The 20,765-nt window shown below is 69.0% G+C and carries 18 protein-coding genes and 1 riboswitch; of the genes, 8 read left to right on the top strand and 10 right to left on the bottom strand.

Going from position 1 to position 20,765, the window contains the following annotated elements; genetic code table 11:
• Nucleotides 1–18 precede the first annotated feature (18 nt).
• Together ASF28_RS17050 and ASF28_RS17045 are read left to right on the top strand one after the other, a co-directional pair.
• On the top strand, nucleotides 19–1,068 hold the full coding sequence (locus ASF28_RS17050; RefSeq protein WP_056095341.1) for a hydantoinase/oxoprolinase family protein: 1,050 nt from the start codon (nucleotides 19–21) through the stop codon (nucleotides 1,066–1,068).
• Nucleotides 1,069–1,094: 26 nt separating this feature from the next.
• Entirely contained in the window at nucleotides 1,095–1,295 is a 201-nt protein-coding gene (locus tag ASF28_RS17045; protein ID WP_056095338.1) for a hypothetical protein, read from the top strand.
• Nucleotides 1,296–1,302: 7 nt separating this feature from the next.
• Here ASF28_RS17045 and ASF28_RS17040 read toward each other — a convergent pair whose 3' ends face one another.
• Together ASF28_RS17040 and ASF28_RS17035 are read right to left on the bottom strand one after the other, a co-directional pair.
• Nucleotides 1,303–2,439, bottom strand: a complete 1,137-nt coding sequence (locus ASF28_RS17040) for a polyamine ABC transporter substrate-binding protein (protein WP_056095796.1) — start codon at nucleotides 2,437–2,439, stop codon at nucleotides 1,303–1,305.
• Entirely contained in the window at nucleotides 2,439–2,798 is a 360-nt protein-coding gene (locus tag ASF28_RS17035) for a RidA family protein (protein WP_056095335.1), read from the bottom strand. The genes ASF28_RS17040 and ASF28_RS17035 overlap by 1 nt, the downstream gene beginning before the upstream one ends.
• 225 nt (nucleotides 2,799–3,023) lie before the next feature.
• Here ASF28_RS17035 and ASF28_RS17030 point away from each other — a divergent pair, with 225 nt between their 5' ends.
• Complete coding sequence (locus ASF28_RS17030) at nucleotides 3,024–3,290, top strand: GlsB/YeaQ/YmgE family stress response membrane protein (RefSeq protein ID WP_056095331.1); 267 nt, start codon at nucleotides 3,024–3,026, stop codon at nucleotides 3,288–3,290.
• A gap of 58 nt (nucleotides 3,291–3,348) precedes the next feature.
• Here ASF28_RS17030 and ASF28_RS17025 read toward each other — a convergent pair whose 3' ends face one another.
• The 3 genes from ASF28_RS17025 to rpsO form a co-directional block, all read right to left on the bottom strand.
• Nucleotides 3,349–3,570, bottom strand: coding sequence for a YgaP family membrane protein (locus tag ASF28_RS17025; protein WP_056095330.1), 222 nt, complete (start codon nucleotides 3,568–3,570; stop codon nucleotides 3,349–3,351).
• A gap of 240 nt (nucleotides 3,571–3,810) precedes the next feature.
• Complete coding sequence (gene pnp / locus ASF28_RS17020) at nucleotides 3,811–5,982, bottom strand: polyribonucleotide nucleotidyltransferase (RefSeq protein ID WP_056095327.1); 2,172 nt, start codon at nucleotides 5,980–5,982, stop codon at nucleotides 3,811–3,813.
• Nucleotides 5,983–6,201: 219 nt separating this feature from the next.
• Nucleotides 6,202–6,471 carry a 30S ribosomal protein S15 gene (rpsO, locus tag ASF28_RS17015; protein WP_056095323.1) on the bottom strand — a complete coding sequence of 90 codons (270 nt, stop codon included), beginning with the start codon at nucleotides 6,469–6,471 and terminating at the stop codon, nucleotides 6,202–6,204.
• A 442-nt stretch (nucleotides 6,472–6,913) separates the two neighbouring features.
• Here rpsO and ASF28_RS17010 point away from each other — a divergent pair, with 442 nt between their 5' ends.
• Nucleotides 6,914–7,114, top strand: coding sequence for a hypothetical protein (locus ASF28_RS17010; RefSeq protein ID WP_056095319.1), 201 nt, complete (start codon nucleotides 6,914–6,916; stop codon nucleotides 7,112–7,114).
• An 82-nt stretch (nucleotides 7,115–7,196) separates the two neighbouring features.
• Here ASF28_RS17010 and ASF28_RS17005 read toward each other — a convergent pair whose 3' ends face one another.
• Nucleotides 7,197–8,243, bottom strand: coding sequence for a threonine aldolase family protein (locus ASF28_RS17005; RefSeq protein WP_056095793.1), 1,047 nt, complete (start codon nucleotides 8,241–8,243; stop codon nucleotides 7,197–7,199).
• Nucleotides 8,244–8,298: 55 nt separating this feature from the next.
• A riboswitch (SAM-I-IV-variant riboswitch) is annotated at nucleotides 8,299–8,410 on the bottom strand.
• 106 nt (nucleotides 8,411–8,516) lie between these two features.
• Here ASF28_RS17005 and ASF28_RS17000 point away from each other — a divergent pair.
• Entirely contained in the window at nucleotides 8,517–9,965 is a 1,449-nt protein-coding gene (locus ASF28_RS17000; protein WP_056095315.1) for an amino acid permease, read from the top strand.
• A 266-nt stretch (nucleotides 9,966–10,231) separates the two neighbouring features.
• Here the strand turns inward: ASF28_RS17000 and ASF28_RS16995 are convergent, their stop codons facing one another.
• Nucleotides 10,232–11,041: an exodeoxyribonuclease III gene (locus tag ASF28_RS16995; protein ID WP_056095312.1), complete on the bottom strand. Its 810-nt coding sequence runs from the start codon at nucleotides 11,039–11,041 to the stop codon at nucleotides 10,232–10,234.
• Nucleotides 11,042–11,208: 167 nt separating this feature from the next.
• Between ASF28_RS16995 and ASF28_RS16990 the strand changes: the two genes are divergently transcribed.
• The gene (locus ASF28_RS16990; RefSeq protein WP_056095309.1) at nucleotides 11,209–11,967 is read left to right on the top strand and encodes a lysophospholipid acyltransferase family protein; all 759 of its coding nucleotides are present in this window, start codon (nucleotides 11,209–11,211) and stop codon (nucleotides 11,965–11,967) included.
• Nucleotides 11,968–12,106: 139 nt separating this feature from the next.
• On the opposite strand, the gene ASF28_RS22620 is transcribed toward ASF28_RS16990, so the two are convergent.
• Nucleotides 12,107–13,075, bottom strand: coding sequence for an O-fucosyltransferase family protein (locus ASF28_RS22620; RefSeq protein WP_157085635.1), 969 nt, complete (start codon nucleotides 13,073–13,075; stop codon nucleotides 12,107–12,109).
• Between the two features lie 319 nt (nucleotides 13,076–13,394).
• On the opposite strand from ASF28_RS22620, the gene ASF28_RS23620 reads away from it, so the two are divergent.
• Nucleotides 13,395–14,198: a CatB-related O-acetyltransferase gene (locus ASF28_RS23620; protein WP_274533135.1), complete on the top strand. Its 804-nt coding sequence runs from the start codon at nucleotides 13,395–13,397 to the stop codon at nucleotides 14,196–14,198.
• A gap of 37 nt (nucleotides 14,199–14,235) precedes the next feature.
• Here ASF28_RS23620 and ASF28_RS16980 read toward each other — a convergent pair whose 3' ends face one another.
• Nucleotides 14,236–15,132: a LolA family protein gene (locus ASF28_RS16980; RefSeq protein WP_056095303.1), complete on the bottom strand. Its 897-nt coding sequence runs from the start codon at nucleotides 15,130–15,132 to the stop codon at nucleotides 14,236–14,238.
• A gap of 116 nt (nucleotides 15,133–15,248) precedes the next feature.
• Nucleotides 15,249–18,386: a DNA translocase FtsK gene (locus tag ASF28_RS16975; RefSeq protein ID WP_443189748.1), complete on the bottom strand. Its 3,138-nt coding sequence runs from the start codon at nucleotides 18,384–18,386 to the stop codon at nucleotides 15,249–15,251.
• A 294-nt stretch (nucleotides 18,387–18,680) separates the two neighbouring features.
• On the opposite strand from ASF28_RS16975, the gene ASF28_RS16970 reads away from it, so the two are divergent.
• Nucleotides 18,681–20,735, top strand: a complete 2,055-nt coding sequence (locus ASF28_RS16970) for an NAD(+) synthase (protein WP_443189745.1) — start codon at nucleotides 18,681–18,683, stop codon at nucleotides 20,733–20,735.
• The last annotated feature ends 30 nt before the right edge of the window (nucleotides 20,736–20,765 follow it).

The raw sequence follows: 20,765 nt of genomic DNA, 5'->3' as shown, positions 1-20,765 counted from the left end.
GTCCCCAGGCCCGCTCCCGTGACAGCAGCATCCGCGCCCACGCAAACGACCGTCATCGGCTGGGATCTCGGCGGGGTCCATGTCAAGGCGGCCCGCGTTTGCGACGGCCGGGTCGAGGCCGTGGTGCAGGCGCCCTGCCGCCTGTGGCGCGGCCTGCCGGCCCTCGACGAGACCTTCTCGCAGTTGCCCGACTGGGCGCGGACCTCCGCCGACCACGTCGTCACCATGACGGGCGAACTCACCGACTGTTTTTCGGACAGGGCCGATGGCGTCGCGCAGCTCGCCGGCTGGGCGGGGGCGAATCTGACGGGCTCCGTCCGCATCTACGGCGGCCGCGCCGGCTTCCTCGCGCCGGACTCGGCCCGCGCGGCGGCCGCCGACATCGCCTCGGCCAACTGGCACGCCACCGCCGCCCTCGTCGGCCGGCACCGCGCCGAAGCGCTCCTGGTCGATATCGGCTCGACCACCGCCGACCTCATCCCCGTGGTCGGGGGCCGGCCGGCGGCCACGGGCTACAGCGATGCCGAGCGCCTGGAGACGGGCGAACTCGTCTACACGGGCGTGGTCCGGTCCCACCCCATCGCCCTCGCCGACCACGCCCCGTTCCGGGGCCGCCGCACCCGGCTCATGGCCGAGACCTTCGCCACCATGGCGGACGTCTACCGCGTCACCGGCGACCTGGCCGACGGGGCCGACCAGCAGCAGAGCGCCGACGGCAAGGGCAAGTCCCTGGCGGAGAGCGAGATCCGGCTGGCCCGCCTCATCGGCCGCGACCACGGCGAGGGCACGCCGGCCGACTGGCGGGCCCTCGCCGCCCATTTCGCGGAAGCCCAGCTCCGCCCCCTGCACGATGCCGCCGCCCTGCTGCTCTCCCGCGCGGACCTGCCGCCGGACGCGCCCGTGGTCGTGTGCGGGGCCGGGCGCTTCCTCGCCGAGCGCCTGGCGGCCCGCCTCGGCCGTCCGGCCGTCGCGCTCACCGACCTCATCGCCGACCGCGTGTCCCCGGCGGGGGCCGACTGGGCCTCCACCTGCGGTCCGGCCGTGGCCGTCGCCCTCCTCGCCCGATAGATCCCAGCGTCCCACGGAGCCCGCCCATGAGCGCCACCTACCGCCTCGCCCGCATCCTCGCCGCCCGTTCGGGCGAGGACATCGAACTCGCCTTCGCCACCCAGGACGGCCAGACCCTCAAGGTCCTGGCGACTTCGGACCAGATCGACCGGCTGGTGGACGAACTCGAGGACATCCTGAACTCGCCGTCCGGCCCCGAGGCCGACGAGCCGCCCGCCGTGGCGTGACGGCGGCTCAGCGCCCCGTGCGCACCCGCGTCCACGCCCGGGTGACGAAGCGCTGGGTGCGGTCGTCCCAGGCGGTGTTGACGAACAGGCGCTGCAGGGTGGCGTCGTCGGGGTAGATGCCGGGATTGCCCAGGATCTCCGCCTTGACGAACTTCTTCGCCGCCGCGTTGCCGCTGGCATAGGAGACGAAGTTGGTGTTGGCCGCCGCCACCTCGGGCCGCATCATGTAGTCGATGAAGGCGTGGGCCTCGGCCGGGTGGGGGGCGTCCTTCGGAATCGCGAAGGCGTCGAACCACATGAGCGCGCCCTCGCGGGGCACGTAATAGGCGATGTCGACGTCGTTCTTGGCCTCCTCGGCGCGCTTCTTCGCCTGCATCACGTCGCCGGAATAGCCGACCGCCAGGCACAGGTCGCCGTTGGCGAGGCCGCCGATGTATTCCGACGAGTGGAACTTGCGCACGGCGCCCCGCACCTTGAACAGGGCGTCGGTCACCTGAGTGATGTCGTCCCAGCGCTTGGTGTCGGGCTTGAGGCCGTAGGCCGGCAGCAGGCTCGGGATCAGGTCCTCGGGCGAATCGAGGAGCATGACCCCGCAATCCTTGAGCTTGTTCAGCAGGCCGCCGTTGAGGACGAGGCTCCAGGTGTTGAGGGGCTGGGCCGCGCCGAGGCGCTCGCGCACGAGGCCGAGATTCACCCCGATGCCGGTGGTGCCCCACATGTAGTCGACGGCGTAGGCGTTGCCGGGATCGTAGGTGGCGAGGCGCCCGGCGACCTCGGGCCAGGCATGGACGAGGTTCGGGATCTTCGCCTTGTCGAGGGGCTGGAACACCTGCGCCCGGATCAGCCGCTGCAGGAACGGCCCCGACGGCACCACGAGGTCGTAGCCCGAGCGACCCGCGAGCAGCTTGGTCTCCAGGATCTCGTTGTTGTCATAGGTGTCGTACACGACCCGGATGCCCGTCTCCCGGGTGAAGGCGTCGAGCATCCGGGGGTCGATGTAGTCCGACCAGTTGTAGATGTTGATCACGCGCTCCGGCGTGGTCTGCGCGCGCGCAGGGCCGCCCCAGCCCAGCGCCAGGGCCACGAGCGCTCCGGCCAGAAGGCCCGCCCCGGCGACGCGGCTGCGGCGGGTGCGCGCGCGGATCACGCGGCGGCCTTGACGGCGACGACGACGATCTCGACGAGATATTCGGGGCCGGCGAGGCGGGCTTCCACCGTGGCGCGGGCGGGCTTGTTGTCGGGCGAGACCCACGGCTCCCAGGCCGCGTTCATCTCCGCGAAGGTGGCGATGTCGGAGAGATAGATCGTCGCCTGAAGGATGCGGCTCTTGTCGCTGCTGGCGAGGGCCAGCAGGCGGTCGATGGTGTCGAGGATCTCCTGGGTCTGCGCGGTGACGCCGGCGCCGACGGTGGTGTTGGCCGTCTGGCCGGCGAGGTAGACCATGTCGCCGCAGGTCACCGCCTGGCTCATGCGCGGGCCGGATTCGAAGCGCTGGATCGTCATGCTGAACGCGATGCCTCTCGCGGCCCGTCCCTATCGCGGGCCATGGGCGAGGGTTGTGCCGCGTCGCGGGGGCGACCGTAAAGGGGGCGATGCGCCCCGTGTTGCGCCGTTGCGACAATCTTGCCACTCCCGGCGCAACCAGTGCTGCGGTGCGGCGTTTCATGATCACAAAACGGCCAAGCCTGAACCACCGCGTCAGGACCGCCGCGCAGCGAGGACCAATCCATGGGTATCATCTGGACCATCATCATCGGCTTCGTCGCCGGTGTCATCGCCAAGTTCATCATGCCGGGCGACAAGGAGCCCGCAGGCTTCATCATGACGACCATCCTCGGCATCGTCGGCGCCTTCGTCGCCACTTTCCTCGGCCAGGCGCTTGGCTGGTACGGTCCGAACCAGGGCGCGGGCTTCATCGGCGCCGTGGTCGGCGCCATCGTGGTGCTCGCCATCTACGGCTTCGTCGCCGGCCGCCGCACCACCAACACCTTCTGATCCGAACCCTCAGGGGTTGGAACGGAGAAGGGGCGCCCGCGGGCGCCCCTTTATTCGTTCAGGCCGTGTGGCTCACCTGCTTGATCGGGCAATGGCCCGTGGCGCCCCGGATGGCGAGGCCGGCGCCGATGACGAGGGCGGCGAGACTCAGGAACTTGTTCGGGCGCGGCTGGGCGGCGGCGGCGGCGATGCCGAGGCCGAGCACCACGGACACGGCCCGCTCGGTGGTGGTCAGGTTGGTCTCGCCCTCGAAGAGGCTCGGGATCATCGGGTCGGACATTCTGGAACGTGCTCCTGTGACGTGCTCATACTGCGTCGCGAGGCGAACGCCGCGTGAGGGCTGGCGTTCCGCGAAACGGGCGCCGGGGTGGCGGGACGGCACCGCGCCGGGCGCAGGGAGAGCGCGGCCGCACCTGCCGTTCCGATTCCGCTCACAAAAAAGCGCGGCCCCGAGGGGCCGCGCTTCGTGCTCTTGGTCGGAACTTGAGGCCAAGGCGCCCCAGGCGTCCTGAGGTGGGCTTCAGGCGTCCTGGCGCGGGCCGCGGGCGCGGTCCTGCTCGGCGTTGCGCTCGGCCTTGAGCTTCTCGGTCAGGTCCTCGCCGGTCTCCTGGTCGACGACCTTCATGGACAGGCGGATCTTGCCGCGATCGTCGGCGCCGAGGAACTTGACCTTCACCTTCTGGCCGTCCTTGACGACGTCCGTCACCTTGGCGACGCGCTGGGCGGCGAGCTCCGAGATGTGGACGAGGCCGTCCTTGGCGCCGAAGAAGTTCACGAAGGCGCCGAACTCCATGCACTTCACGACGGTGCCGTCGTAGATCATGCCGACCTCGGCTTCCGCCACAATGGAGCGGATCCAGTTGTAGGCCGCCTTGATGGCCTTGCCGTCGGCGGACGCGATCTTCACCGTGCCGGTGTCGTCGATGTTGATCTTGGCGCCGGTCTTCTCGACGATCTCGCGGATCACCTTGCCGCCGGTGCCGATCACTTCCCGGATCTTGTCGGTGGGGATCTGCATGGTCTCGATGCGCGGCGCGTACTCGCCGAGCTCGGGACGGGCGTCGGTCAGCGCCTTGGACATCTCGCCGAGGATGTGGACGCGGCCTTCCTGCGCCTGATGCAGGGCGACCTTCATGATCTCCTCGGTGATGCCGGCGATCTTGATGTCCATCTGCAGGGAGGTGATGCCGGCTTCCGTACCCGCCACCTTGAAGTCCATGTCGCCAAGGTGATCCTCGTCGCCGAGGATGTCGGACAGCACGGCGTAGCGCTCACCCTCGAGGATGAGGCCCATGGCGATGCCGGCCACGGGACGGCGCAGGGGCACGCCCGCATCCATCAGCGACAGGGAGGCGCCGCAGACGGAGGCCATGGAGGACGAGCCGTTGGACTCGGTGATCTCGGACACGACGCGGATCGTGTACGGGAACTCGTGGGCCGGGGGCAGGATGGGGTGGATGGCGCGCCAGGCGAGCTTGCCGTGGCCGATCTCGCGACGGCCCGGGGAGCCCATGCGGCCGGTCTCGCCCACCGAGTAGGGAGGGAAGTTGTAGTGCAGCAGGAAGGTCTCCTTGTAGGTGCCTTCCAGGGCGTCGATGAACTGCTCGTCCTCGCCGGTGCCCAGGGTGGCGACCACGAGGGCCTGGGTCTCGCCGCGGGTGAACAGCGAGGAGCCGTGGGCGCGCGGCAGCACGCCGACCTGGGACTCGATGGGACGCACGGTGCGGACGTCGCGTCCGTCGATGCGCGAGCCCGTGTCGAGGATGTTCCAGCGCACGACCTTCGACTGCGCTTCCTTGAACGCGGCCTTGACCTTCTCAGGCGCGAACTTCTGCTCGCCCTCGGCGGGGCAGAGGGCCGCGATCACCTTCGCCTTCACGGCGTCGACGGCGGCGTAGCGCTCCTGCTTGATGGTGTTCTTGTAGGCCTCGCGCAGCTCGGCCTCGCAGACGCCGAGCACGGCGGCTTCCACATCGCCGTTCTCGGGCGCGGAGAAGTTGCGGGGCTCCTTGGCGGCCTTCTCGGCGAGGCGCACGATGGCCTCGATGACCGGCTGGAAATGCTTGTGGCCGAACATGACGGCGCCGAGCATGACCTCCTCGTCGAGCTCTTTCGCCTCGGACTCGACCATCAGCACGGCGTCGGTGGTGCCGGCGACGACGAGGTCGAGGGTCGAGGCTTCGAGGTCGGCGACCAGGGGGTTCAGGGTGTACTGGCCGTTGACGTAGCCGACGCGGGCGGCGCCGATGGGGCCCATGAACGGCACGCCGGAGAGGGTGAGCGCGGCGGAGGCCGCCACCATGGCGAGGATGTCGGGATCGTTCTCGAGGTCGTGGGTCAGGACGGTGACCACCACCTGGGTGTCGTTGCGCCAGCCGTCGACGAAGAGGGGGCGGATCGGACGGTCGATGAGGCGGGAGACCAGGGTCTCCTTCTCGGACGGACGGCCCTCGCGCTTGAAGTAGCCGCCGGGGATGCGGCCGGCGGCGTAGGCGCGCTCCTGGTAGTTCACGGTGAGCGGCAGGAAGTCGATGCCGACCTTGGGCTCCTTGCCCGAGACGACGGTGGCGAGCACCGAGGTCTCGCCATACGTCGCCATCACGGCGCCGTCGGCCTGGCGGGCGACCTTGCCCGTCTCGAGGACGAGCTTGCGGTCGCCCCACATCAGCTCTTCACGTTGTACGTCGAACATTCTTTGGTCCTTGCCATCATGCGGTCGGGCGGACCCGGCGCCGCCGGGGGCAAGATGGCGAGCGGTTTTCGATGATCCGAAAACCGCTCGCGATCCTGTCCCCGACCGGCACGCCTCCAAGTCTCCCGAGGGTCGCGCGGCCGAACCCATTCCGGCCACACGGTCTTTTCAACGAAACGCGGCCCTGAGCGAGGCTCGGGACCGCGTGGAAGGCGTGGCCTAGCGGCGGATGCCGAGGCGCTCGATGAGGCCGCGGTAGCGGGCCTCGTCCTTGCCCTTGACGTAGTCGAGCAGCGAGCGGCGCTGCGAGACCATCTTCAGGAGGCCGCGGCGGGAATGGTTGTCCTTGCCGTGGGTCTTGAAGTGGCCGGTGAGGTTGGTGATCCGCTCGGTGAGGATCGCCACCTGGACCTCGGGGGACCCGGTGTCCTTGCCGCCCGTCGCGTATTCCTTGATGAGCGCGGTCTTGCGCTCTGCCGAGATCGACATCGCTATCCCTTTCGGTGGGGTTTTCGGATCGTGCGAGCCCCGGCGGAGCGAGAACTCGCGAACACTCGCGGGAGGCCGGTGCCGGGATGTCGTCCAGCACGGTCAGTCCACAAGCAGCTTGTGCCCCGGCCCCGTTCACACGGGTCGAAGCGCGCGGACCATACACGAAAGTGCGGACCATGCCACCCCCGCCGGCGGCCGAGAGCCCGGGCGCTCGGGCACCCCGCCCGCCTCGCGGAACGCCCCCTCCGGGGGCCGGACCGGTCCACCCGCCCCGCGCCCGAAGACGGCCCCGGAGGTCCCCAAAACCCGAGGGCGACCAGGTGATGGCGACCCGGTACGGAACCGCACGCCCACAACCCCGTTGACTGCCAGATTGGATCTGTTCTAATTCTTAACTGCGGGCAGCGACGCTGCCGATTCTCGATCAGGAGCGACGATCATGGCGCACGCCAAGTGTGAGAGCTGCAAGTTCTTCGACGAGCACAAGGTCAACGGCGCGGCGGCCGCCGCCGACGAGGGCCTGTGCCGGTTCAACCCGCCGGTGAGCCAGCCCGAGCCCCAGGGCCACGGCCTGTGGCCGGTGGTGGGCGCCGCCGACTGGTGCGGTCACTTCACCCCCGAGATGAGCGCGGCCGAGTAAGCCACCGTCTCGAAGGCGGAATGAGAGAAGGGCCAGCCGCGAGGCTGGCCCTTCTTCGTTGCAGCCCTCGGGGTCGAAACCTTCAGGCCGCGCGGCGGCTCAGGCTCCGGATGTCCTCCGCCAGGGCATCGACCCGGACCGGGTCGGAATCCCAGGCGAACATGAACCGGGCGCCGCCGCCGATGAAGGTGTAGAAGCGCCAGCCCTTCGCGCGCAGCCCGTCCAGCTGGTCCGCGGGGGTCTGCAGGAAGACCGCGTTGGCCTCGACGGGGAACATGGCCGACCAGTCGGGCAAGCCCGCCACGGCGGCGGCGAGTCGCCCGGCGCAGGCATTGGCGTGCCGGGCGTTGGCGAGCCAGGCGCCGCCCTCCAGCATCCCGACCCAGGGCGCCGACAGGAAGCGCATCTTCGAGGCGAGCTGTCCCGCCTGCTTGCAGCGGTAGCCGAAATCCTCCGCCAGGGCGGGATCGAAGAACAGGATCGCTTCGCCGGCGGCCATGCCGTTCTTGGTGCCGCCGAAGCACAGGAGATCGACGCCCGCCCGCCAAGTCATGTCGGCGGGCGAACAGCCGAGGCTGGCGCAGGCATTGGCGAAGCGTGCCCCGTCCATGTGGAGGCGCAGGCCGAGGTCCCGGCAGGTGGCCGAAAGGGCGCGGATCTCGTCCAGGGCGTAGACCTGTCCCGTTTCCGTCGGCTGCGTGATCGTCACCGCCCGGACCTTCGGGAAGTGGATGTCCGAGCGGCCGGTGGCGAGGGCCCGCACGGCCGCCGGGGTCAGCTTGCCGTTCTCGGTGGGGGCGACGAGGAGCTTCGAGCCGTTGGAGAAGAATTCCGGCGCGCCGCACTCGTCGGTCTCGACGTGGGCCGAGGCCGCGCAGATGACGCTGTGGTAGGACTGGCACAGGGAGGCCAGCGCCAGGGCGTTGGCGGCGGTGCCGTTGAAGGCGAAGAACACCTGGGCGTCGGTTTTGTCGAACAGGGTCCGGAACGCGTCCGCCGCCCGCGCCGTCCACGGATCCTCGCCATAGGCCGGCATCGAGCCCGCATTGGCGGCCTGCGTCGCCGCCCAGGCTTCGGGGCAGATGCCGGCGTAGTTGTCGCTCGCGAATTGCTGGGGTTTAGGAGGGATCACGGGGGTCGCCTGTCGTCACGGGTCCGCATGCGGGGCGGGACGACGACGTGTGGCGAAACCCGTTTGTTGCCGGTCCGGCCACATCCCCTCCCGGAAGCGGAAGGGCGCCACCTTGCCCGGGAGCAGGTTGGCGTCAGGCGTCGGCCCGACTCTTGATGCGGCTCCGGTTTTAGCAGATGGGCGCCCGGACGACAACGCACGGGTGGTTTGGTGCGGGCAGGCTGGCACGAATCGCGCGTCGCGGAACCACCGTCAGCGGAACCCGACACCATGGCCGGCGACAGCCTCACACTGCGAAAACCCCTCACCGCCATCCTGGCGGAGGCCGAGGACGGGGCGGGGCCGCGCCTCGGGCGCAGCCTCTCGGCCGTCGACCTCGTTGCCATGGGCGTCGGCGCCACCATCGGGGCCGGCATCTTCGTCATCACCGGTACGGCGGCGGCCAACCATGCCGGCCCGGGACTGCCCCTGTCGTTCGTGCTCGGCGGCCTCGCCTGCGCCCTCGTCGCCCTGTGCTACGCCGAACTCGCCGCCCTGGTGCCGGCCCCGGGCAGCACCTACACGTATGCCTACGCGACCCTCGGCGAGCTCTGCGCCTGGATCATCGGTTGGGACCTCGTCCTCGAATTCGCCGTGGCGGCGGCGACCGTGGCGGTGGGGTGGTCGGGCTACGTCCGCAGCCTCCTGGCCGATCTCGGCCTGCACCTGCCGGCGGTGCTGACGGCGGCGCCGGGCACAAGCCTGCCGGGGGGTGGAACGGCGTGGTTCGACCTGCCGGCCGCCGCCATCGTGCTCGGGCTCACGGGGCTGCTCATGCGGGGCAACCGCGCCTCGGCCCGGGTCAACGCCGCCCTGGTGGCGATCAAGCTCGCGATCATCCTGGCCTTCGTCGGCCTCGGCGCCGCCCATGTCGATCCGACCCTGTGGTCGCCCCTCATCCCCGAGAACACGGGCACGTTCGGGGAATTCGGCTGGAGCGGCATCCTGCGCGGGGCGGGCGTGGTGTTCTTCGCCTTCCTCGGCTTCGAGACCGTCTCGACGGCGGCGGCCGAGACCCGCCATCCGCAGCGCGACGCGCCCATCGGGCTCCTCGGGTCCCTCGCCGTCACCACGGTGCTGTACGTGGCGGTGGCGACCATCCTCACGGGTTTGGTACCCTACCGGGAGCTCGACGTCGCCGACCCCATCGCGAAAGCCATGGACGTCATCGGGTACGGGGTGTTGTCCGTGGCGATCAAGGTCGGGGCGATCCTCGGCCTGACCACGGCGGCGCTCACCGCCCTCTACGGGCAGGCCCGGGTGTTCTACGCCATGGCCCGCGACGGCCTGCTGCCGCCGGTCTTCGCCCGCGTGCATCCGGGGACGCGGGTGCCGGCGGCGAGCCAGGCCGTCATCGGCGCGGGCACGGCCCTGATCGCCGCCCTGGTGCCCATCCGAATCCTCGGCGAACTCGTGAGCATCGGCACCCTGTTCGCGTTCGGGGTGATCTGCGCCGCCGTCCTCATCCTGCGCCGGACCGACCCGGAGCGGCCCCGCCCGTTCCGGGCGCCTTGGGTGCCCGTGGTGCCGATCCTCGGCATCCTCACCTGCCTCGCCCTGATGCTGGGTCTGCCGGGCGACACCTGGCTGCGCCTCGCGGCGTGGCTCGGCCTCGGGCTGGTGCTTTACTTCGCCTATGGGCGCAGGCGGGCGCGGCGGGTTCGGGCCGGCGCGGCGTGACCCGAACAGCAAAACGGGCCCCGCAGGGCCCGTTCGTTCCGTGATCCGTCCGGCGTCGGTCGACGCCGGAAACGCTGACCGATGGCTCAGATCGAGCGGCGGTTCGGCCCGCCGGAATAGCGGCGGCGCAGGTAGGACACGAGCTTGGGCAGGAGGAAGGCGACGATGAGCTTGCGCATGGGAACTCCGGTTCGGCCGCGGGCCGCGGGCGCGGCATTTCGGAGAGCCAATGCGGGCGAGGCGGCCCGTGTTCCGCGCGCCGTTTCCTAAAGCTCGAGCGTCAGGGTTACAGGCGCATGATCGGACGGGCGCTCCCACCCCCGCGCGTGCCGGGCCACGGTGACGTCGCGCACGGTGCCGGCGAGATCGGGCGAGACCCAGGCGTGGTCGAGGCGCCGGCCCTTGTTCGCCGCCGCCCAGTCGGGCGAGCGGTAGCTCCACCACGTGTAGATCTTCTCCGGCTCCGGCACGAGGAGGCGGGCGGTGTCGATCCAGCCGGCCTCGCCCCGCAGGGTCTCGAGGCCTTCCGTCTCCACGGGGGTGTGGCTCACCACGTCGAGGAGCTGCCGGTGCGACCAGACGTCGTGCTCCAGGGGCGCGACGTTGAGGTCGCCGACGAGGATCGCCGGGCCCGCCACGCGGCGCCCGCCCCAGGCCCGCAGTTCGGCGAGGAAGTCGAGCTTGTGGCCGAATTTCGGGTTGAGGGCCCGGTCGGGCACGTCGCCGCCGGCCGGCACGTAGAAATCGTGCAGGACGATGCCGGCGGCGGCACCCGCCTCCGGCCCCAGCACCGCCGAGATGTGGCGCGCGTCCGCCCGGTCGCAGAAGGCCATGACGTCGCGGGTGATGAGCGGGAACCGCGACAGGATCGCGACGCCGTTGTAGCCCTTCTGCCCGGCGAAGACGACGTGCTCGTAGCCCGACCCGCGTAGGGCCTTGAGGGGAAACGCGTCGTCGGGACACTTAGTCTCCTGCAGGCACAGGACGTCCGGCCGGGCCTCGGCGAGGAAGCGCAGGACGAGATCGATGCGCAGGCGCACCGAGTTGATGTTCCAGGTGGTGACGGTGAGGCGCAACGATCGGCTCGCGTGAGGCTGGAAAACGTTTAAAGGAACGTGCGCGCGTCGGCGCGGCGGCTTCGGCATAGACCGAAACCGCCCCGGCCGTCGCCGTGGAAATGCCGCGCCCGTCCGCGATCCCCGACGGGGTCCGGAAGGGCGCGCGATCGAGGGCTGTCGTTACCGTGTCGCGCATCCGCTCCACGCTGTTCAACCTGTACTGGGCCGGCTGGACCGCGCTCTTCGTCGTGCCCCTCGTGGTGCTGGCGGCGCTGGGCGCGCCCGCGAAGCCGATCCGCGCGGCGACCCGCCTGTGGTCGCGCGGCATCCTGTTCGGCCTCGCGCGCATCGTCCGCCTGACCTACGTCGAGGAGGGGCGGGCGAACGTCCCGGCCGGCCCCTGCCTCATCGTCGCCAATCACCAGTCGGCCTGGGAGACCCTGGCGTTCCTCACCCTGGTGCCCAACGTCGCCATCGTGGCCAAGCGCGAACTCGTGGCGATCCCCATCGTCGGCTGGTTCCTGCGGCGCTCGCCGATGATCATCATCGACCGGGCCAACGGCACCCAGGCCCTGCGCGTGATGATCGACGAGAGCCGCGCGGCCATCGCGGACGGCCGCTCCGTGCTGATGTTCCCGGAGGGCACCCGCGGCGGCATCGCCGATCCGGTGCAGTTCAAGCGCGGCGTCGAGCTGCTTTACGCCAAGCTCGGCCTGCCGGTGCTGCCCGTGGCGGTGAATTCCGGCCTGTACTGGCCCCACGGCGGCTCACGCCACCATCCCGGCGCCGTGACGGTGCGCTACCTCCCGCTCCTGCCGGCGGGGCTTTCGGGTGCGGCGTTCATGGCGGGGACGCAAGGGGCCATCGATGCGGAATTGGATCGGTGGCGGATTCCGGGAGCCCCCTCCGAGACGCCCCGTACCGCGATCGTGGATACCCTATAGAGGGCGGACGGCACGAAAGGGCATGGCGCGGAGCACCTTACGGACATTTACCCCTCGGTACGGGGCAAAAAGCTGCTGCCTGTCGCGAATGCTCGAAGCAATAGCGCGAATGCGAATGGCCAACCATCGGGCCACCGCTTCAAGAAGCACAAACGTCTTTCGGAACGAATGCGGTTCCCAGATCGGTGCGAAGGCCGAGTGTAGGCCCGATATTATTGTAGATGTAGCAGTCCCCAGAAGGCCGGAAAGATCTGGCGAATCGTTCGAAGCAGAGAAGGTTCGCAAACGTGGACCGCGAGTTTCCAACAAATCTGGGCGCCAGGGCACTGATTTCGAAATCGATCAGTGATGCGTCGAGTGGCGAAAGCGCATCATAATCCTCATTGGGAATCAGATCCGACTTCCAAATGATGCTAACCCCGGTTTCGTCGTAAGTCCTTTTTGCGATCTCCCATTTTGGAGCGAAAATATAACGCTCGTCACAGACAACGAAGACAGTATCCCCTATATCAGAAAGTGAACTCTTCACTTTCTGAATAATCTGATGAGCCTCAAGATAAAAATCTTCCTTTTCTTCAACAGTAACAGATAAATTCTGTTGACAGTACTGGAACCAGTCCTCCTCGATGCGAAGCTGAACAACTGTATTAATTCCCTTTGAGAAAAACACCTGATTACAAATATTTTGGAAAATTGGTTTCGATTTTATACGGGGAACCAAAGACCTAAGGAAATCTGCCGCAAGGCTCGCACTTATATCGGCCTTGGCGTGGTAATGTTTTCCAAGTTGCCCTGCTCCCTCGCCGAAAAGTGTCCAACCTCCGCGTTCGATACGATCGGCATAAGAAACATTGGGCATATCGACAATGACGATGCCCCACCTTTCACAGAAAGATTCAAATACGTCTCTCCAGAAAATGGCATCGAACTCATGCAGCGACGACCGCTTGTCATGCTGATCACGACTGAATATTTTTGGAAGGTAAATTTCCCGCCCATCTGAGTTTTCATTCTTCGCGGCGGCGGCACATAGCCCCAGCAGAGCGAACTTTTGATTGTTAATACCGCCATCATTGTAATGATAACCGAGCGGCAACTGATTCGACATAAGACGATGTCCCTTTTTCGAAGTTTAACTATAAATTTGCGCGGCTTCCGGGGCTTTTACCTTGAACCCTTTATTCGTGCCGAGAGTCGAGCACCAAGGGGTAGAAACAGGACGCACACCGGCGGAAAACCCGCCGGGTTCACTCAGATAATATGAAGCCCCCCCTACGAACCGCCATTGAGAGGATCGTTTTGAGCCTGTGCACCTGATGGGCTAACAGATTTCCACCGTCCTCGCGTGCCAGGGCGGAGGCGGCTCGCGGCTCGTCTTCCTCGCGATAATACTCACAGCCATCATCGCCTCAAGGAGCTTCATCCGAGTGTTCTCACGCTATTTCAAACGCCGAAAGGAGGTCACACCGCACCCCGCCCCTGAACCTGTCTTAGGTCGCTACCTCCTGACCGCCGATCTGAAGCAGAAACTCCACGCGCGCGGCGTGGAAACCGCGCATGGTCCAGGTGCCATGTGGATTCCCGAGGAGTCGGTGTACGAAGCGCCGTGCAGCGTCAAATGGATGGATCTACATGGGTACTTGCGGATGGGGTGTTTCAGCTATGGCGTTACTGGATACTTCAACAATATCGACGTAGGTCGATACACATCCATTGGCGAAGAAGTTCAGATGGGCCGCGGCGACCACTCGATCAATTGGCTCAGCACGACCCCAAGCTTCTACTTGCATGAGAAACTCTTTGATGTCGGCCAATCATTTACTGGCGCGGCGGAATACGATGCCTACCGTCCGAACACCGAGGGCAGCCAGGGTTTCGTGATGGGTAGTCGAATCATGATCGAAAATGACGTCTGGATTGGGCACCGTGCATATATCCGGCAAGGAGTGAGGATCGGCACGGGCGCCATCATAGGAGCCTACGCCGTCGTGACGCGGGACGTACCACCCTATGCCGTGATGGTCGGCAATCCTGCACGCGCCGTCCGCTACAGGTTCCCAGAGCCCCTCATCACACGCCTGCTGGCGAGCCGCTGGTGGACCTTGGCACCCTGGCAATTGACGGGAATCGACGTTTCGCGACCGGAAGTATCCATCGACGCCCTGGAACGTCGCGTCGCCGAGAGCGAGCCTTTCGTACCGACCACCTTCGCACTCGCGGATTTGCTCTGACGTCAGAACACCCTTTCAAGATACGGAGCGAAAATCTTCACTGCGCCCGGATCTGCTTCTCCATGGCCTTGTCCTCGGACCGGCCGTAATTGATGAAGAACGCCGTGCCCTCGACGCTGCGGCCCTTCTGCAGGTTCGAGAGCTGCACTGTGGTCTGGTAGCCCTGCGGGTCGGTGATCCGCCACTGGCTCAGGGTCTTCACCTCGGCGTCGAAGAACAGCTGGATCTTCGAGGTGCCGCCGAGGGTCGAGCGGTCCTCCATGGAGATGCGCACGCCGCCCGGATCGTTCGACACGTCCGAGACCGTGAGGTCGCGGGCGAGGTCGATCTTTTCCCGCAGGAGGAATTTCAGGGGCGTCTGCGAGATGAAGTACAGGTCCTGCGTGCCGAGCCTGCGATCCTTGACCGCGACCGACGTGCCGTCGGCCACCACCTCCAGGGGGGAGGGCTGGTCGTAGTCGAAGCGCAGGCGGCCGGGTTTGGCCAGGGTCAGCTTGCCGCCGATGCGCCGCCCGTCGGCGCCGATCTGGATGAAGGAGCCGGTGAGCGTGGTGATGCCGTTGAAGTAGGCGTTGGCCTGCGCCAGCACGCCGGCCGCATCGGCCTCCTGGCCCAGGGGCGCGCCCACGGCCGCCACCTTGGCGGCGGGCTCCGCGGCCTTCGCCGGAAGCTTGGGGGTCACGATCTTGTCGCCAGCGACCGCCTTGGCGTCCTTCGGGTCCTTGGCCGGCTTGGCCGCCTGCGGTGCCGGCTTCTTCGGCGCGACGGGCGCCGGCGGAGCCGCCGGCTCGACGGGCGCCGGGGCCGGCTCCTCCTTCCGGCCGAACAGGCCGTCGAGGAACGAGCCCTGGGCCGCGACGGGCTGAGACTGGACGAGGACGGCCGCCAGGACGAGGAGCGGGCCGGCGGCGAGGCGGTGACGGCGGCCGATCATCTGGCGGTCTCCTAAAGGGCGGTTCGGACGGGGCGGGCTCCGCTTAGAGTCCGCCCCTGTGGCGATTATGCGACGGGTCGGGGCCACGCTCCCGCCCCGGACGGGGCGGAGACGGCTCAATCGTCGTAGTCCATCATCGACGACGGGCCGGGGCCGCCCTCCATGAGGATCTCGCGCTTGCCGGCATGGTTGGCCGGGCCGACGATGCCCTCGATCTCCATCCGCTCCATGATCGAGGCGGCGCGGTTGTAGCCGATCTGCAGGCGGCGCTGGATGTAGGAGGTCGACGCCTTCTTGTCGCGCATCACCACCTGCACGGCCTGGTCGTAGAGTTCCGCGCCCGGATCGATGCCGCCGGTGGCGGCGAAGGCGCCGCCGTCGAAGATCGGCACGTCAAGGTCCTCGGCCTCGAGGGCCTGGGCCTTCTCGGCCTTGTCGGCCTTCGCGCCCTTGGCGGGCTTCTCGTCCGGCGGGGAATCGTCGGTGGTCACGGCCTCCAGATAGGACGGCCGGCCCTGGCGCTTGAGGTGGGCCACCACGCTCTCGACTTCCGAATCCGAGCAGAACGGGCCGTGCACGCGGGTGGTGCGGCCGCCGCCGGCCATGAACAGCATGTCGCCCTGGCCGAGCAGCTGCTCGGCGCCCATCTCGCCGAGGATCGTGCGGCTGTCGATCTTCGACGTGACCTGGAAGGAGATCCGGGTCGGGAAGTTCGCCTTGATGGTGCCGGTGATGACGTCGACGGACGGTCGCTGCGTCGCCATGATCAGGTGGATGCCCGCCGCCCGCGCCATCTGGGCGAGGCGCTGGATCGCCCCCTCGATGTCTTTCCCCGCCACCATCATCAGGTCGGCCATCTCGTCGACCACGATGACGATGTAGGGCAGGGCCGAGAGGTCCATCTCCTCGGTCTCGTAGACCGCCTGTCCGGTCTCGCGGTTGAAGCCCGTGTGGATCTCGCGGGTGATGATCTCACCCTTGGCCCGGGCTTCGGCCATGCGGGCGTTGTAGCCGTCGATGTTGCGCACGGCGATCTTGGACATCTTCTTGTAGCGCTCCTCCATCTCGCGCACGGCCCATTTGAGGGCGATGACCGCCTTCTTGGGGTCGGTGACCACGGGCGACAGGAGGTGCGGGATGCCGTCGTAGACGGAGAGCTCCAGCATCTTCGGATCGACCATGATCAGGCGGCACTCCTCGGGCTTGAGCCGATACAGGAGCGACAGGATCATGGTGTTGATGGCGACCGACTTGCCGGAGCCGGTGGTGCCGGCGACCAGCAGGTGCGGCATACGGGCGAGGTCGGCGATGATGGGTTCGCCGCCGATGTTTTTCCCCAGGCACAGGGCGAGCTTGTGCTTGCTCAGGCCGAAATCGGCCGAGGCCAGGAGTTCGCGCAGGTACACGGTCTCGCGGGTGTCGTTGGGCAGCTCGATGCCGATGACGTTGCGGCCGGGGACCACGGCGACGCGGGCCGAGACGGCGGACATGGACCGGGCGATGTCGTCGGAGAGCGAGATGACGCGGCTCGACTTGGTGCCGGGGGCCGGCTCCAGCTCGTAGAGGGTCACGACGGGACCCGGGCGCACCGCGAGGATGTCGCCGCGCACGCCAAAGTCCTGCACGGTCTGCTGGAGGTTGAGGGCGTTCTGCTCCAGGACGTCGGCATCGACCTCCTCGGTCCCGCTCGGGTCGGGCTCGGCCAGGAGTTCGAGGGACGGGTGCTCGTAATCCTCGTTCTCGACGAGCGACATGGAGATGTGGCGCCCGGCGGCGATGAGGGTCGGGCGCTCCGGCAGGATGGCGCGGGGGATGTTGAGGACCGCGGGGGCGACCGCCACCGGGGCCTCGGGCTCCGGCGCGATTTCGGGCTCAGCCGGAATCTCGAGCCCCGGTGCCTCGGCCACGGGCTCGGGGGCGGCTCCCTTGGGCGTGCGCAGCAGGACCGTCCGCGACGGGATCGCCGTGGGGACGAAGGCCGGCTCGGCGGCCGTTACGGGTTCGGCGAACGAGAGGGGCTCGGGGAGGGCGACCCGCTCCGGATGCACGTCGGGCATCGGCGGAAACACGGCGACGAACGGCACCGGGGCAGGGGAGGGGGGCGTCGGACGGGCGGAGCGGATGGCCGCGCGGGCGGCCATGGCGCTGAGCACCGGAGGACGCGGCGCCGCGGACGGCGGTGCGAGGGCGCGGGCGGCGTTGTCCTGTCCGTCGGCCGGGGCGGGGGTCGCGGTCCGGTCGAATTGCAGCAGGCGGTCGAGGACGTAGACCGGTGCCGGCGCCAGGACGCGCAGGAGGGCGATGTCTTCGGGGGCGGCGACGAAGGGGGCGGCGGCCGGCGGCGCGATGCCGGCGGGGATCGGCGCGGCCTCGACGGATTCGGCCTGGATCTCCGACCACGCATCGAGGGCGGCCGAGTCGCGGGCGTCGAACCAGGCATGGACCTCGGACCAGTCCGGCACGTCCGACCAGTCGCGATCGTCCGGGACGGGATCGGCCGCGTGGATCTCCGGCAGGACGGGGGCGGGGGGCACCTCGGCGACGACGGAGAGTTCGAGGACGGGGGCTTCGACGGCAGTCGCTTCGATGGCGGGGCTGGCCTGCCGGCGGTCGGGGCTGCGGAAGAAGCGCACGCCCTCGGGCACCACGAAGGGCTGGCGCCACAGGGGCTCGGCGGTGGCCGCCGCCGCCTCGCGGGTCGCCCGCTCGATGGCTTCGAGTTCGGCGGCCGCGAGCGCTGCGGCCGCGGCGGCGCGCTCCGCCTCGGCGCGGGTCCGGATCTCCTCGGCGGCGGCCTCGGCCTGGGCGAGGACGGCACGCTCGGCATCGAGGGCGCGCTGGCGCCGCTCCTGCAGCACGGGATCGGGCGTGCGGGTGTAGCGCACGGCGGGGGCCGGGGCGGTGGTGGTGTGCGCCTGGACGCGCGGGTTATCGTCGGCCTCCGGCACGATGGCGGCGGGCCGGCGCGGGGCGCGGATGAGGACGCGGGGACCGGCCTCGCCTTCAGGGAGACCGTCCTCGGGCCGGGCGAAGGGGGCGGCGCGCGCGGGGATCATGTCGAGGGTGGCGCGGTCGTCGAAGACGTGGTCGGGCCAGCCCTGCGCGGCGGGCGGGGTGCGGTAGGCCGCCTCCCGTCCGACGAAGGCCTGCGGACTCGTCATCCAGCTCGGGGCCGGCCGGGTCGCCGCCACGGTGTAGTCCGGGCGCTGCGGCGGCCCGGCGAGCCGGCGGGTGAGGGTGGCCCGCAGGTTCATGAGCCGGTGCGCCAGGGCGCCGATGGACAGTCCGAGGCGGTCGCCGCCACGGACGGGACGAGAGGGGTCACGATGGGAGTAGGGGAGCCGTCCCGATGCGCGCATGATTGGCCGGATTTACTCGAAGCGGGTCCGCCGCCGGGAGGGGCGCGGTTCACCGACGAGTTAGGACCATCGTCGTTAACAGACGCTTGCTCCGGTGCGGCGGTTGGAGAGCGGGGGCGCCGCGGGGTAGGATGGACCGGTCAGTCCCGAAGGCCCCGACCGGAAGCCCCCTGCCCTTTGACCGCTCCCTTGGCCCAGACCAGCCCCGCCGCCTTCCGCTCGCTCTACGCCCACGGTTTTGCCCGGGTCGCGGCCTGCACCGGGCGCAGCCATCCGGGCGATCCGGCGGCCAATGCCGCGGCGGTCCTGGCCCTGGCGTGGGACTGCGACGGGCACGGCGCGGCCCTGGCGGTGTTTCCCGAACTCTGCCTGTCGGGCTACGCCATCGAGGATCTGCTCCTGCAGACCACGGTCTGCGACGCCGTCGAGGCGGCCGTCGAGGCCGTGCGGGCGGGCTCTGAAACACTGAGCCCCGTCCTCGTCGTCGGCGCGCCCCTGCGCTTCGGCCACCGGCTCTACAATTGCGCCCTGGCGATCCACCGGGGCCGGGTGCTCGGGGTGGTGCCGAAAAGCTACCTGCCGAACTACCGGGAATTCTACGAGAAGCGCCACTTCGCTTCGGGCGTGGGCATCGCGGGCGAGACGATCCGGGTGGGCGGACACACGGTGCCCTTCGGCACCGACCTGCTGTTCGCCGCCGAGGACATTCCCGGCTTCGTCCTCGGCGTCGAGGTGTGCGAGGACCTGTGGGTCCCCGCCTCCCCCGGCATGGATCTGGCGCTCGCCGGCGCCACGGTGCTGGCCAACCCCTCGGGCAGCCCCATCACCGTCGGCCGGGCGGAGTCGCGGGCGCTCCTGTCCCGGGCCGCCTCCATGCGGGGCCTGTGCGCCTACGTCTACGCGGCGGCGGGTCTGGGCGAATCCACCACCGACCTGTCCTGGGACGGCCAGACCAGCATCGACGAGCTGGGCGAGCGCCTCGCCGAGGGTGCGCGTTTCGCCGACCGCCCGGTCGTGACCCTGGCCGACATCGACCTCGACCGCCTCGCGCAGGAGCGGCTCCAGGCCGGCAGCTTCGACGACAATGCCCGTGCCCGCGGGTCGGCCCGTCGCCGGATCGGGTTCCGCCTCGATCCGCCCCCGGGCGACCTCGGCCTGGAGCGCCGGGTCGAGCGGTTTCCGTTCGTGCCGGCCGATCCCGCCCGCCTCGCCCGGGATTGCTACGAGGCCTACAACATCCAGGTGGCGGGCCTCGCCCAGCGCCTGGAGGCGACGGGCACGAAGCGCGCCGTCATAGGCGTCTCGGGCGGCCTCGATTCGACCCACGCCCTCATCGTCGTCGCCAAGGCGTTCGACCGCCTCGGCCTTCCGCGCTCCGACATCCTGGCCTACACCCTGCCGGGCTTCGCCACCTCGGACGAGACCAAGGCCAACGCCCACGCGCTCATGGCGGCGCTCGGCACCACGGCGCGGGAGATCGACATCCGCGACACGGCCACGAAGATGCTGGCCGACATGGATCACCCGTTCGGACGGGGCGAACCGGTCTACGACGTCACCTTCGAGAACGTGCAGGCGGGCCTGCGCACGGACTACCTGTTCCGGCTGGCCAACCAGCAGGGCGGCATCGTCATCGGCACCGGGGACCTGTCGGAACTGGCGCTCGGCTGGTGCACCTACGGCGTCGGCGACCAGATGAGCCATTACGGCGTCAATGCCGGCGTGCCGAAGACCCTGATCCAGCACCTCATCCGCTGGGTGGTCGGCACGGGGCAGTTCTCGGATGAGGTCGGCACCACCCTGAAGGCGATCCTCGGCACGGAGATCTCGCCCGAGCTCGTGCCGGTGGAGGCCGGGGCGCGGCCGCAGAGCACGCAGGACGTCATCGGCCCCTACGCCCTGCAGGACTTCACCCTGTTCTACACCCTGCGGTACGGGTTCCGGCCCTCGAAGATCGCCTTCCTGGCGCTCCATGCCTGGGGCGATGCGCAGGCCGGCGCCTGGCCGCCGGATTTTCCCGATGCCGAGCGCCGGGCCTATGCGCTGCCCGAGATCCGGGCCTGGCTCGCCCTGTTCCTCAGGCGCTTCTTCGGCTTCAGCCAGTTCAAGCGCTCGGCCCTGCCCAACGGGCCGAAGGTCTCGGCCGGGGGCGCCCTCTCGCCCCGCGGCGACTGGCGCGCGCCCTCCGACGGCACCGCCCGGGCATGGCTGGACGAACTGGAGCGCAACGTTCCCGAAACCTGACCGACACAAACCTGTCCGATTGTCTGGCTA

It is taken from the genome of Methylobacterium sp. Leaf99 (assembly GCF_001422375.1).
In the GTDB taxonomy this organism is placed as follows: domain Bacteria; phylum Pseudomonadota; class Alphaproteobacteria; order Rhizobiales; family Beijerinckiaceae; genus Methylobacterium.
This window is presented reverse-complemented; position numbering and strand designations above follow the sequence as displayed.

Coding starts and splice junctions, on each gene's coding strand:
- ASF28_RS17045 (WP_056095338.1), top strand. CDS start 1,095: ATGAGCGCCACCTACCGCCTCGCCCGCATCCTCGCCGCCCGTTCGGGC.
- ASF28_RS17035 (WP_056095335.1), bottom strand. CDS start 2,798: ATGACGATCCAGCGCTTCGAATCCGGCCCGCGCATGAGCCAGGCGGTG.
- ASF28_RS17030 (WP_056095331.1), top strand. CDS start 3,024: ATGGGTATCATCTGGACCATCATCATCGGCTTCGTCGCCGGTGTCATC.
- ASF28_RS17025 (WP_056095330.1), bottom strand. CDS start 3,570: ATGTCCGACCCGATGATCCCGAGCCTCTTCGAGGGCGAGACCAACCTG.
- pnp (WP_056095327.1), bottom strand. CDS start 5,982: ATGTTCGACGTACAACGTGAAGAGCTGATGTGGGGCGACCGCAAGCTC.
- rpsO (WP_056095323.1), bottom strand. CDS start 6,471: ATGTCGATCTCGGCAGAGCGCAAGACCGCGCTCATCAAGGAATACGCG.
- ASF28_RS17010 (WP_056095319.1), top strand. CDS start 6,914: ATGGCGCACGCCAAGTGTGAGAGCTGCAAGTTCTTCGACGAGCACAAG.
- ASF28_RS17000 (WP_056095315.1), top strand. CDS start 8,517: ATGGCCGGCGACAGCCTCACACTGCGAAAACCCCTCACCGCCATCCTG.
- ASF28_RS22620 (WP_157085635.1), bottom strand. CDS start 13,075: ATGTCGAATCAGTTGCCGCTCGGTTATCATTACAATGATGGCGGTATT.
- ASF28_RS16980 (WP_056095303.1), bottom strand. CDS start 15,132: ATGATCGGCCGCCGTCACCGCCTCGCCGCCGGCCCGCTCCTCGTCCTG.
- ASF28_RS16975 (WP_443189748.1), bottom strand. CDS start 18,386: ATGAACCTGCGGGCCACCCTCACCCGCCGGCTCGCCGGGCCGCCGCAG.